We start from the raw sequence: 13,061 nt of genomic DNA on the forward strand, positions 1-13,061 counted from the left end.
ATGACAATAAACATTGGTCTTGTCGCCACTTGTCTTAATACCCAGCACATTCGGGGCATGGGTAAATATGTGTTTGAACTGCTTCAGCAATCTGCTACTGAATCAGATTTGCGTTGGTGTGCATTCGCAAATAATCCGAGTATTCCTTTAATCGTGCCTGAAACGGCGCAGGTTGAACGTGCTGTGTTTAATTTTCGCGGAGATCGTTTTCATTTGTGGGAACAGATCGGACTGCCGTGGCAAGCTCTCAAACACCAAGTCGATTTATTGCATTGCACTGAAAATTCACTCCCGCTATGGCAACCTAAACCGACAGTTGTGACGCTGCATGACACGATTATGTGGGATGAACCGCAATCATCGGACAATACGGTTTATCTGAATAAAATCTTGCCAGCAGCACTCGCAAAATGCGCGGCGATTATTACGATTAGCGAATCATCGCGCCATGATATTCTTGCGCGTTGGCCGTCTTTCGCTTCTAAATTGACTACGATTTATCACGGCATTGCTTCTGAGTATTTCACTGAAAATGTCTCTACGCCTTTGCCGACAGATATTCAAACAGCTCTCGCGCAGGCACCATATCTCCTCTATTTAGGCGGTTCAATGGCGCGAAAACGCTTTAGCTGGGCGTTGCAGGTGATCGCGCATTCCCATCACCCTTCCTTAAAATTGGTTGCTTGTGGCTTTAGTGCGGAGGCAAGGCAACAGGCTCAAGCAGATTTGCCCGCTGAATTACAAGGAAAAGTATGCTTTGCTAATTTTTTGTCCGACGCTGAACTCCGTGCGCTTTATCGCGGCGCAACTGCAGTTCTTTATCCAACGCTTTATGAAGGCTTCGGTTTTCCCGCGTTAGAAGCTCAAGCATCCGGCGTTCCGGTGCTGTTTAGTGCGCTGGGCAGTTTGCGCGAGTTAATCGGTCCACTGGCTGTGGTGCTGCCGCCAAATGACCTAGACGCTTGGCTTGCTGCGGTCACCGATGTGCTGGCGATGGGCGAACACAGGCAGAAAAAGGCAGAAGCAGCACAACAGTGGGCGCAGCAATTTAGTTGGTCTGCCTGTTTCGTAAAGCATCTGGCGGTGTATCGACAGGTTTTCGCGCAAGCGGGCGGGCAGCGCCGATGAGTTCTCACATTTCTATTACCGTCATTCTTTGCACTTGGAACCGCGCTGAGCTGTTGCGCGTGACTCTGGAGTCGTTGCGCGGGCAGTTGGGTTGCGAGTCATTGGACATCGACATCATCGTGGTCGATAACAACTCGTCTAACGCTACGCAAAATGTGGTGGAAAAAGCTGCGGCGGACTGGTCGTTGGGGACGCTACGGTATGCCTTCGAGCCGCGTCAGGGTAAGCAATTTGCGTTGAATACAGGTATCCGGTTGGCTCAGTCTTCCGTGCTGGCGTTTTCAGATGACGACGTGACTTTTTCGCCAAACTGGCTGCGACGCATTGCGCAGATTTTTCAAGATGAACGCATCGATTTGGTGGGCGGAAAAACGCTGGTTCTGTGGCCGGAGAGCGGGCAACCAGGTTGGTTTGATTCGAAAATGTCAGCAATTGTTGCGGGTGTGGATATCGGCGGCGAGCGCCAGCTCGATCCGCCCCCCGTTGACTACGCGCCCGCCGGTACGAATTTGATTGCCCGCCGCCAATTATTTGATCGGGTCGGTCTGTTTTCTGAAAGCCATTTTCGGCACATGGATTATGAATTCGGGATGCGCTGTCGGCGGGCGGGTGCGCATGTGATTTATGACCCCACGCTCGTGGTGCATACCCCAGTCGCCGTCGAGATACTGACCAAGCGTTATTTCAGACGTTGGTCATTTAAAGCCGGCATCAGTCATACTTCGGAATCAAACTTAAATCTTGCAACCTTATTTGGAGTGCCACGCTGGATTTACCGTCAAATCGCAGCAGATGTTATTTATTTGGCGCTGCATTTTTTGCAAAGCGGGGAACCCGAATTTTTTTATCGTGAACTACGAATTTGGCGTCATGTTGGCACCATTACAAGTTGCTGGTTAGCGCAACTGACACCACGCCGCTATGCGGAATGGGTAGAGAAGCGTTCGCAAAAGAAAGCTAATCTGTATTAGATACTACACTTTTTCTGTTCCGTTTGTGGATAAAAAATAATGAATCAAATTCCATTAGTTTCCGTCATCGTGCCAGCTTATAATTGCACGAAATACATACCAGAAACTTTATCCAGTTTGTTTAACCAAGATTACCCTAATATCGAGATCATTGTAGTCAATGACGGATCGAAAGACGATACGCTGGAACTTCTCAAAAGTTATGGAAAAAAAATTGTTTTAATCGATCAAAATAACGCTGGAGCGCCGGGGGCACGAAATGCAGGAATACGCGCAGCGTGTGGAGAATTTATTGCTTTCTGTGATTCTGATGACCTTTGGGCATCGAACAAAGTTAGCAGTCAAATAACGTATTTAAATCAGCATTCAAGTGTGGGAATGGTTTACTGTCATTGGCATGTTTGGGCACCGAATAACGATGGAATTTTTGTTATGCCTTTCGGTTTTGGTCGTGAGGATCACACTCAAGAGACTGACCCTGATAAATCTGGGTGGATTTACCATAAATTGTTGCTTGACTGTATCTGCCTTACCAGTTCAGTTATGTTTCGCAAAAGCACTATAGATAAAGTGGGATTTTTTGACCCTAGTTTGTGGAATGGCGATGATTATAACTATTGGCTTAGAACATCTCGCATTACTGAAATACATAAACTAAAATCATCTTTGGTACTTTATCGAATTCTCCCACAAAGTGTCGCTCGTACACCGACAAAAGTTCACTACGAGTATGAAATTCTTAAAAAAGCGATTATACTTTGGGGGGTAGCGAGTCCAGATGGGCATAAAAATAATGTTGGAGAGCTTAGAAACCGCTTTGCAACCATGCGATTTGGGTTTGGGTTTCTCCATTTCAAATCAGGTGATCCCATGATTGCTGTCATGTCGTTTTTAAGTTCCATCCAGCATAAGCCATTTTGGTATTTACCTTGGGCTTATTTGTTAATGAGCTTATGGAAACGCCTTACCTTTGCTGCAAATGCGGTTTTAACAACTACTTTTTAATCCAAACTTCGGTGAGTACACTATGTCTCTCAAAGATTTTCATATTCAAAAACGTACTTTAGTGACTGGCGGCGCTGGTTTTATCGGATCCCATTTGTGCCGACGGTTACTCGCGGAAGGGCATGATGTGATCTGCGTAGATAACTTTTATACTGGAAATAAAAGTAACATTGTGGATCTTTTGGACAACCCGTTTTTTGAGTTGATTCGCCATGACGTTACATTTCCGTTTTATATTGAAGTTGATGAAATCTATAACCTAGCCTGCCCTGCTTCTCCAATCCATTATCAGTTCGATCCTGTGCAAACCACCAAAACCAGCGTTCACGGGGCGATTAATATGCTGGGGTTGGCGAAGCGCCTTAAAATTAAAATTTTTCAGGCTTCGACCAGTGAAGTTTATGGCGATCCCAAAGTTCACCCACAAACTGAAGATTATTGGGGTAATGTCAACCCCATTGGGATACGTTCCTGTTACGACGAGGGTAAACGTTGCGCTGAGACTTTATTTTTTGATTACCGTCGGCAACATAATCTCCCGATCAAGGTGGGGCGGATATTTAATACTTACGGTCCCAACATGCATCCACATGATGGAAGAGTTGTTTCAAATTTTATCGTTCAGGCACTGCAAAATAAGCCAATCACAATTTATGGTGCTGGAAACCAAACCCGATCTTTTTGCTACATTGACGATTTAGTCGAAGCGTTCGTGCGATTTATGAGAACTGGTGACACGGTTACTGGACCACTGAACTTGGGCAATCCATGTGAGTTCTCTATTCTTGAGCTTGCCCAGCAAGTAATTGCTTTAACAAATTCTTCGTCAGAACTCATTTTTGAGTCTTTGCCCAGCGATGACCCTACCCAACGTAAACCTGATATTTCTTTGGCGCAGCAAGCTCTGGGTTGGGAACCAAAAGTGCAACTTAAAGAAGGGCTGATTAAAACTATTGAGTATTTTCATAAGCTACTCGATTAGTTTCAGCGTCTTAGTTTTTATAAGCGTTGCGGAATCAGTGCGATCAGCTTGAGTAAACAGAGCAGGATTAGACTGATAAATTTTATAGTTTGATTGCGGAAGTTTGTGAATAAATAACTGCATTTGTCGATCATTAGCGCCCAGAGTGTTACTAATTCCGTCGTAAAGTTTCTGGGCAAAATTTTGTGTGATGATATAGGCTTCTGCTGTTGTTAGAACGTCTGGCATCTGCGTAAATGACACAGAACGACGAGACAAGCGATTATCAAGAAGATGAGACAGTTTGCGAAATACTTTAACTTTAACGCTTTCTCTTGCCCAAAAGTTATAATCGTTGAGCCATACTAAATCAGCGTCTTTTGGCAAACCGTTTAGTGCCACTTGAACCATTTTTGCGTCAATCCCATCAAGAAGCCTTGCATCATCTTCAAATACAACCGCTATTTCTTTATCGTTAGCGATCTGATGCCAACATTCAAGATGACTGAGATTACAACCAAGGTGCCCGCGTAGATGGTCAATCTGGGCGAGATTTTGTGGAGAAACACGATGTCGCAAACTGTCTAAATTAAGCTTTTCTCCATCCACACCATGAACCAATGTTAACTCAAATATACGATTTAATTGATGGCTGTGCATGTGTTTCATAAAAGCAGACCAGCGATCCGGTCTTTTTTCCAGACTGATTACATAAGCACGCATACTTAATCCCTCAACTATGTCAGTTTGGTTTTCTTGGCTTTTGAAAAGCCGGCATATTCAAGGAAAGGAACCTTTGGATCGCGTTCCCAACCTTTAGTTTCCACCCACTTTTTTGCTAATACTGCTATAATCATCATATTATAAGGCAAATCAAAATAGGCTAAACTTAAAAACGCACCTCCGACAAGATAACCAACGAGTCCAACTTGAATCATTGCTCCTAAATCACCAGCCCATTTAGCTTCAGGGACTTTTTTTGTATGCTTTCTAAGCCAATCGCCAGAAAAATAAGTTGAAATCCAAAGTATTGAAAAAATAATAAGACCTACATATCCGTGATTTCCAAGAATTTGAAAATAAATGCTATGCGCGGCTCTTGGTTGATTGTCATACACGCCATATTGTGAAAAAAATTCTTGGTAGGCATAACCCATCCCAGCACCCGAAAGATTTTCATTCGCAACACCTATGGCAACTGTCCAAGCATTGATACGCTGATTTGCTGAAGCATCTTCTTCATAAGTCTCGATAGTTTCCATACGCGACCACCATTCTTCCGGCATCATCGGCAGCAATGCAAGCATGGCAACAACAATTAATACACCCATTGATCCTTTTTTACTGCTACGCCACCAAAAAATTGCGAGCATTGCAACGAGTGCAAGAAGAGCGCCTCGTGAATGACTGCCCAATGCTGCTGCCGCACAGAAAAACATTACACCACTCATCAAATGACGCTGCCAACCATGTTTAAGCTGAAGTTGTAAAAAATGTACGAATGGAATGATTGTTACTAGTGCCAAAGCCATTTCATTGTTACCCTCGATAAAGCTGCCTTCAGGTCCCCAAACGCGATAACTCCCTCCAGTTAAAACCGTAAACAAACCACCTTTAGCGCCGAGAATAGCGAGTGATCCCGCTGTTATCCATACGAATGCCATGATGTGATATTTGTTATTCAGTACGGCAAGTGCAATAAAAACCATTAAAAATATCTTAAAAGAGCGATTCCATAAATCAAAGTCACCTTCAGGATCATAGCCAACAAGCCACGAAATTGTCATCCATATCACAAAAATTAACAACCACCAAACTGGTGCGCCTTTAAACGGTGATTCTTTTTCTTTAGTAAATAAAAAACCAACTAACGTAAAAAGACCCGCAATCATCGCAACCGGTGCAGTTGCTGCAAAACCATAGGTATAACGGTGCGGATTCATAATACTGAGCCAATTCCACAGCATGATGCCAATCCATGGTCGTCCTAACGCCATTATTGCAAGCACACCAATAATTGCTACAAGCAAAAGATCACGCATAATTAAACCTTAGATTTAGTATTCACTTACACACCGACCGAAATAACGCAATCTGCCCCTGCGTTGTCATTTCCCAATCAAATTGTTCTGCGTATTTTCTCACTGCTGCCCGATCAGGATAATTTCTGCTTAACGATTGAATACCCTCAACAAGTGCCGCAGCCGTTCTTTCATGAATAATGCGCCCAGCAATAGGCGATTGTACAACTTCTGGTGTTCCGCCAACAGCCGTTGCGACCACTGGCGTTCCACATGCCATTGCTTCAAGTAATACATTTGCCCAACCTTCGCGGCTAGAACATAGTAGCAATATATCCGCTGCGCTATACCACTCTTTCAATTCTGTTTGCGGACGCGCCCCCGCAAAAATAACACGATTGATGACTGCAAGCTGTGCAGCTTGTTGCTGTAACTTTTCACGCTCAACACCATCCCCAATAATCACTAATGTTGCTTCTGGTAATTGCTTTAATGCTTCAATCGCAAGATGATGACCCTTTAATTCAATAAGATTACCCACCGACAACAAAATCTGACTTACTGGAATATCCAATCGCAAACGTGATTCCAATTGATTTTGTGGCGTAAACCGCTCAAGGTCAACACCGTTGCGTAAAACATGGGTTTTATGCGCATCGCCACCCAGTTGAACAAGCGTATCCATGAGTGCCTTGCACACGCCAATTGAACCCGTTGCGCGTTGTTCAGCCCACTGAATTAAACGGCGCGGAATTGCATAACGCGGAATTAAATTGAGATCGGTGCCGCGAGCAGTGATAAACAACGGCTTATTAAACCATTTCGCCAATAACGCTGCTGCAACACCATCAGGATAATAATAGTGCGCGTCAATGACATCAAAATCAAACCCGCTGCGAATGAGATGAGCAACTGTGCGCCGCGCACTCAATGCCAGCGTAAATGGCGCGATATTCATACCAATTTTTGGTGGTAATACATAGCGAGGATGCCAAACTTCAATTCCGTGATGCACTTCATAATGCGGTATTTGCGCAAATTGACTCCAATTACCAAATTGCTGATGTTTGAACGGAAACCAAGGTACTGGTGCAATTACTTGTGTGGTTACTTCTTGTGTAGCTAATAAATAACGCAAGCGGGTCTCAACAAAGATGCCATGATTAGGTCGAATGCTATTAGGATATAAAGTAGAAAACAGTAATGTTTTAAGCGGACGTTTTGAAAAGTTAGGTTGTTCTTTCATAACTGTTGCGCCTATTTTTAACAAACAAAATTAATAAATATGTAATGGGATACTTATTGCAGCCCACTGTTGTTCGTCACGAATAAGATGCTGTTCTAAATCACCAATGCCACTGTCATCGGTATCAACCCATTCGCGCAAAAAAGCACTTCCAGTCAATAAATCAATCGCCAAGCGTTCGGTTTCATATTCGTAGTGAAAGTTGCGCCACAATGGATAATCTGGATATTCAAGACGCACACTTTTGAAAAAAAGCGCCATAAAACGATAAGGCTTAAAGTGATGATGTTGATAGGCTGCGCAATCGGTGTGAATTTGTAAGCCAGCACATAATTGATTGGCATATTTATGAAATGTTGGTTTGAACCAACATGGACGAATAAGAGCACCAGTCATCCAATCGCAGTTAGTTTTTTCCATACGCCGTATAATGCGCCCAATATCTAAATCAGGTGCCCCAACTAACTCCAAAGCGGTTGTGGTGCCGCGCCCTTCCGATAAAGTAGTGCCTTCAAGTAATACGGTGCCGGGAAAACAACGCGCCATATTAAGACTTGAAGCATTGGGGCTGGGATTCACCCATGCCAATTGATGAATGGGCCAGCCAAATCCGGGTGCGGCAGCAGGAAAGTATTCGCGCATTTGAATCACCTGGAATTCCAAGCTGAGTTGACGCTCATTAATAAACCATTGCGCTAATTCACCTAATGTTAAACCGTGTCGCATTAACAACGGTCCAATCCCGACAAAACTTTCCCAACCCGGCTCTAATAACGTGCCTTCTAATGGACGTCCAATAGGATTGGGGCGATCTAATACCCATAACGCTTTATGATTTGCGGCGCACGCTTCAATGAAATAACACAGCGTCGTGACATAGGTATAAATGCGCGTACCAATATCTTGTAAATCAACCAGCAATACATCAAAACAATCAAGCATGGCAGGTGTTGGATAACGCACTGTGCCATAAAGACTGTATACGGGAATGCCATGCTGCGCATCAAACGCATCTGGAGTTTCCTGCATATTATCTTGTTGATCGCCGCGCATTCCATGTTGCGGGCCAAAAGCAGCAACGATATTTAAGTCGTTGAATGCCATTAACGCATCTAAACTATGCTGCCCGCTGCGCGTCATTGATGCTGAATGACCTAATAACGCCAGCCGCCGTCCGCGTAATTGCTGCCGCAGAGTGGGTTCTTCTAGTATGCGATCAATTCCAAGTGTGATCATTTTTTAATCCAATTGCGCATTAGCGCAAATGTTCAATATATTTTGCGCTACCATGCAGCGTTAATTGCACCGCAGAACCGCTGGCAATAAACGGCGCAGCAATTCCTTCAAAGCGCAATTGGCAGCGAATATGCCCGCGACTGACTAATGGAATTGGCACCATATCGCGGTAAGTGTAAATGTTGTCATCAAGATCACCACCTAAACACCGCACTGCACCTTCCGGCAATTGCGATTCTAATACCGCTTCCTCTAATACCAATTCTCCCGCTTGCCACCAGCGCGTCCGCTCGGCGGAACCAGTCAGCGTTTTAATTAAATCAGCGCGGTCAATGCGCAGCCGTAAACTACCGTGCTCCAACTCAATTGCTGAAATTTCACAATTGGTGAGTGTTAAACTGAAACTGTCCACAATTATTCCTTATGCGTTGTTGATTCGGGTTCCGCTTCATTTTCAAGGCGCAATTCTTTAATTTTTCTGGTCAAGGTATTGCGTCCCCAGCCTAAACGTCGCGCCGCTTCTTGTCGCCTTCCTGCCGTATGTTCCAATGCGACTTGAATTAAAATCCGTTCAAAAGTTGGCAATGCCGTATCTAATAATGCTTCCTGCTGTTGCGTCAGTCGTTGCCGCGCCCATCGCCGCAGCGCCGGTTCCCAAGCCTCATCATCCGTTGTTTCTGCCAATAGCGGATTCAATTCTGGCGGCAAATCTTCGGCATGAATTTGTTTACCTGCCGCCATGACCGTCAACCATCGCGCTGTATTTTCTAATTGCCGCACATTGCCAGGCCAATCCAAACGTTGTAATTGTTCAATCGCAGTCGGTTGTAATACTTTTGGGTCGCAGCTTAATTCAATTGCGGCTTGCGCGAGAAAATGCCGCATGAGTAATGGAATATCTTCGCGGCGGTCGCGCAGCGCCGGCAGGTGAATACGAATGACATTGAGGCGATGAAATAAATCTTCGCGGAATCGCCCTTGCTGCACCAGCGTTTCTAAATGTTGATGCGTCGCAGCGATGATGCGCACGTCCACCCGCAGCGGCGCGACGCCGCCCACCCGATAAAACGCGCCATCGGCGAGCACACGCAGCAGCCGCGTCTGCATTTCCGCCGGCATATCGCCGATTTCATCCAAAAATAGCGTCCCGCCGTCGGCTTGCTCAAACCGCCCTTCCCGCCGCGCCTGTGCGCCAGTGAACGCGCCGCGCTCGTGACCAAATAGCTCAGATTCCAGCAAATCACGCGGAATTGCCGCCATATTCAACGCAATAAACGGACGTTCGCTGCGCGGGCTGTGGCGATGCAGCGCGTGCGCAACCAGCTCTTTGCCAGTGCCCGATTCGCCGTTAATTAACACGGTGATGTGCGAACGCGCCAGCCGTCCAATCGCTCGAAACACCTCCTGCATCGCAGGCGCTTCGCCAATGATGTCGGGCGTTTTCACCGCTGCAACCGTTTCGGTGCGCTCTTCGCGCCCACGCCGACAGGCTCGCGTCACCTGCGCGACGGCGTCATCTAAATCAAAAGGTTTGGGCAGATATTCAAATGCACCGCTATTAAAAGCGGAGACGGCGCTATCCAAATCGGAATGCGCAGTCATTATAATAACCGGCAATTGCGGATAGCGGGCGGAGAGTTGTTTTAATAAATCAAGCCCATCAATACCGGGCATTCGGATGTCGCTGAGAATGACATCAGGTTGTTCATGTTGGAGTGCTTCTAAAATGCCAACGCCATTAGAAAAACAGGTGACGTGCATTGCCGCTTTACGCAATGCACGATCCAATACCCAGCGAATTGAACGGTCATCGTCGATGACCCAAACTTTCGGTTCTTGCGCCATGCGCCGACTCCAGTGGCAAATAAACAGTAAACGTGGTATCGCCGGGGCAACTGTCGCATTCAATTAAACCGCCGTGTTGACTAATCAATTCCTGCGCAATTGGCAGCCCCAATCCGCTGCCGCCCACGCGCCCGGACACCATCGGGAAAAAAATCTGATCGCGGATGTCGGCAGGAATGCCCGCGCCATTGTCGTGTACCTGCGCTTGTAATACGAGCCGATGCCGTTGATTGCCGAGTGTGAATTGGCGCAATACGCGGGTTTTTAATTCAATTTGCCCCTGCACTCCGGCAGCGGCAGCGGCATTGCGCACCAAATTAAGAAAGGCTTGAATTAAACGGTCGGGATCGGCGCGGCAGTCGGGAATACTCGGATCATAATTGCGCACAATCGCGGGGCCAGCGGGCGATTCCGCCAACATCAGGCTGCGCACATGTTCGAGCACGTCGTGAATGTTGACGGCGCGGCAACTGGGCAACCGATTCGGGCCGAGCATTCGATTCATCAGCGCCTGCAACCGGTCGGCTTCATCAATGATGATGCGGGTGTATTCACGCAAACTCGCGTCCGGCAACTCCTGCTCCAACAATTGCGCCGCGCCGCGCAGCCCGCCGAGCGGATTTTTAATTTCGTGCGCCAGCCCGCGCAGCAGCGTTTGCGTCGCCTGATGTTGCGAGAGCAAATGTTCCTCGCGGGTGATCCGCAACTGCCGATCTACCTGATTGAGTTCGACCAGCAACGCCCCGCCGTCATCGCTCGGCGCGAGCGGCAACACGGTGCAATTCACGGTTTTGGTGCGCCCGTCGGCGACGCAGATATTGACCTCGCGCTCGGTGAACGGGTGGCGAGCGGCGAGCGCGGCGATCAAACGTTGTTCGACATTGGTATCGGGGCACGGCAGCAGCGCGGCAGCCGGTTGACCGATGAGATGACGGGCGCTGATTTCAAACAACATTTCAGCGGCGGGGTTGAGATAAGTCAGGCGCAGCGTCTGGTCAAAGAGCATCACCGCTGTATTGAGATGATCGAGGATCATCCGTTCGAGAGTGGCAGCGGGCTGGATTGTCATGTGAGCGAGCACGTCCGGCGGGAAATCAGAAAATACGAGCAGTGATTGAAATCGAAGGCGCATCCCTGCGCCAGCAATCAATTCCGTGCGAATTACAAGCTGTAATACATATCGAATTCAACTGGATGCGTAGTCATGCGCAACCGTGTCACTTCAGTCATCTTCAGCGCGATGTAGCTGTCAATCAGATCATCAGTGAATACGCCGCCGACGGTGAGGAAATCCCGATCTTTATCCAGAGCTTCCAATGCCATATCCAACGAATGACAGACCGTTGGAATTGCTTTGGCTTCTTCGGGCGGCAGATCGTATAAATCCTTATCCATCGCATCGCCGGGATGAATGCGGTTTTGAATACCATCCAAACCGGCCAACATCATTGCCGAAAATGCGAGATATGGATTGCCGGTTGAATCAGGGAAACGCACTTCAATCCGGCGACCTTTCGGGCTGGCGCTGAATGGAATCCGAATGGATGCCGAGCGATTGCGAGCAGAATACGCCAGCATCACCGGCGCTTCAAAGCCGGGCACTAAACGCTTATACGAATTGGTGGACGCATTCGTCAGCGCATTCAAAGCGCGAGCATGTTTAATAATGCCGCCAATGTAATACAGCGCGGTATCCGATAAACCGCCGTATTTATCGCCAGCAAATAAGTTATTCCCGTCTTTGCTCAACGATTGATGAACGTGCATTCCGGTGCCGTTGTCGCCAACGATTGGCTTGGGCATGAAAGTCGCAGTTTTGCCATAAGCGTGAGCGACGTTTTGAATCACATATTTGGTGATCTGATTCTTGTCAGCGCGACGCACCAGCGTGTCAAAGCGCGTGCCGATTTCGCATTGCCCGGCGGTGGCGACTTCGTGATGATGCACCTCAACTGCGACGCCCATTTCTTCCAGCGTCAAACACATCGCAGCGCGGAGATCGTTGAGTGAATCGACTGGCGGCACGGGGAAATAACCGCCCTTCACGCCCGGACGATGTCCCATGTTGCCATCGGGGAACACGCGCTCGGAATTCCAACCGGCTTCCTGCGAATCGAGCTTGCAGAAGCAGCCGCTCATATCCGCGCCCCAGCGCACGTCATCAAACACAAAGAATTCTGGCTCCGGGCCAAAAAACGCGGTGTCGGCGATGCCGGTCGATTTCAGATAAGCCTCAGCGCGTTTGGCAACCGAACGCGGATCGCGCTCGTAACCGGTCATCGTCTCCGGCTCCAAAATGTCGCAGCGAATAATCAGCGTATTTTCATCGGTGAACGGGTCCATCACCGCCGTGTCAGCTTCTGGCATCAACACCATGTCGGAGGCTTCAATGCCCTTCCAGCCGGCAATTGAAGAACCATCAAACATCTTGCCGTCGCGGAACATTTCCGCATCGACGACGCTGGCAGGCATGGACACATGCTGTTCCTTGCCGCGAGTGTCGGTAAAACGCAGGTCAACGAATTTGACTTCGTTGTCTTTAATCATCTGCATCACATCGGTCATTCAAGTTTCTCCGCTTGTGGCTAAAAAAAGCGTCGCAAGCGCGGCGACGCCCAACGAAATTGCTCGACTGGCAACATTAGCAA

Annotated in this window: 12 protein-coding genes; 4 read left to right on the forward strand and 8 right to left on the reverse strand. The window is 47.5% G+C overall.

Annotated features, from left to right (window positions below; all coding sequences use genetic code 11):
* From CKO12_RS04385 to CKO12_RS04400, 4 genes are read left to right on the forward strand one after another with little or no spacing between them, the layout of a single operon-like run.
* Positions 1–1,128, forward strand: coding sequence for a glycosyltransferase family 4 protein (locus CKO12_RS04385; protein ID WP_200153521.1), 1,128 nt, complete (start codon positions 1–3; stop codon positions 1,126–1,128).
* Positions 1,125–2,099 carry a glycosyltransferase family 2 protein gene (locus CKO12_RS04390; RefSeq protein WP_200153522.1) on the forward strand — a complete coding sequence of 325 codons (975 nt, stop codon included), beginning with the start codon at positions 1,125–1,127 and terminating at the stop codon, positions 2,097–2,099. Before CKO12_RS04385 ends, CKO12_RS04390 begins: the two co-directional genes overlap by 4 nt.
* Before the next feature lie 39 nt (positions 2,100–2,138).
* Positions 2,139–3,104, forward strand: a complete 966-nt coding sequence (locus CKO12_RS04395; protein WP_200153523.1) for a glycosyltransferase family 2 protein — start codon at positions 2,139–2,141, stop codon at positions 3,102–3,104.
* Positions 3,105–3,126: 22 nt separating this feature from the next.
* Positions 3,127–4,086: a UDP-glucuronic acid decarboxylase family protein gene (locus tag CKO12_RS04400; protein ID WP_200153524.1), complete on the forward strand. Its 960-nt coding sequence runs from the start codon at positions 3,127–3,129 to the stop codon at positions 4,084–4,086.
* On the opposite strand, the gene CKO12_RS04405 is transcribed toward CKO12_RS04400, so the two are convergent.
* The 8 genes from CKO12_RS04405 to glnA all read right to left on the reverse strand — a co-directional run bounded on the left by CKO12_RS04405 (position 4,075) and on the right by glnA (position 12,978).
* Positions 4,075–4,788: a glycosyltransferase family 25 protein gene (locus CKO12_RS04405; protein WP_200153525.1), complete on the reverse strand. Its 714-nt coding sequence runs from the start codon at positions 4,786–4,788 to the stop codon at positions 4,075–4,077. The two genes, CKO12_RS04400 and CKO12_RS04405, sit on opposite strands and share 12 nt — an antisense overlap.
* Positions 4,789–4,802: 14 nt before the next feature.
* Entirely contained in the window at positions 4,803–6,107 is a 1,305-nt protein-coding gene (locus tag CKO12_RS04410; protein WP_200153526.1) for a putative O-glycosylation ligase, exosortase A system-associated, read from the reverse strand.
* A 22-nt stretch (positions 6,108–6,129) separates the two neighbouring features.
* Positions 6,130–7,332: a glycosyltransferase family 4 protein gene (locus CKO12_RS04415; RefSeq protein ID WP_200153527.1), complete on the reverse strand. Its 1,203-nt coding sequence runs from the start codon at positions 7,330–7,332 to the stop codon at positions 6,130–6,132.
* Between the two features lie 30 nt (positions 7,333–7,362).
* Entirely contained in the window at positions 7,363–8,568 is a 1,206-nt protein-coding gene (locus tag CKO12_RS04420; protein WP_200153528.1) for an exo-beta-N-acetylmuramidase NamZ family protein, read from the reverse strand.
* Positions 8,569–8,587: 19 nt separating this feature from the next.
* Positions 8,588–8,980 (reverse strand): hypothetical protein, encoded by a 393-nt coding sequence (locus CKO12_RS04425; RefSeq protein WP_200153529.1) that lies wholly within the window; start codon positions 8,978–8,980, stop codon positions 8,588–8,590.
* Between the two features lie 2 nt (positions 8,981–8,982).
* On the reverse strand, positions 8,983–10,413 hold the full coding sequence (ntrC, locus tag CKO12_RS04430; RefSeq protein WP_200153530.1) for a nitrogen regulation protein NR(I): 1,431 nt from the start codon (positions 10,411–10,413) through the stop codon (positions 8,983–8,985).
* A complete protein-coding gene (gene glnL, locus CKO12_RS04435; protein ID WP_200153575.1) occupies positions 10,376–11,482 on the reverse strand; it encodes a nitrogen regulation protein NR(II) in 1,107 nt (368 codons plus the stop codon). The genes ntrC and glnL overlap by 38 nt, the downstream gene beginning before the upstream one ends.
* Before the next feature lie 92 nt (positions 11,483–11,574).
* Positions 11,575–12,978 (reverse strand): glutamate--ammonia ligase, encoded by a 1,404-nt coding sequence (glnA, locus tag CKO12_RS04440; RefSeq protein ID WP_200153531.1) that lies wholly within the window; start codon positions 12,976–12,978, stop codon positions 11,575–11,577.
* Positions 12,979–13,061 lie beyond the last annotated feature (83 nt).

Origin of the sequence: Chromatium okenii, from assembly GCF_016583745.1 — a bacterium.
Classification (GTDB): domain Bacteria; phylum Pseudomonadota; class Gammaproteobacteria; order Chromatiales; family Chromatiaceae; genus Chromatium; species Chromatium okenii.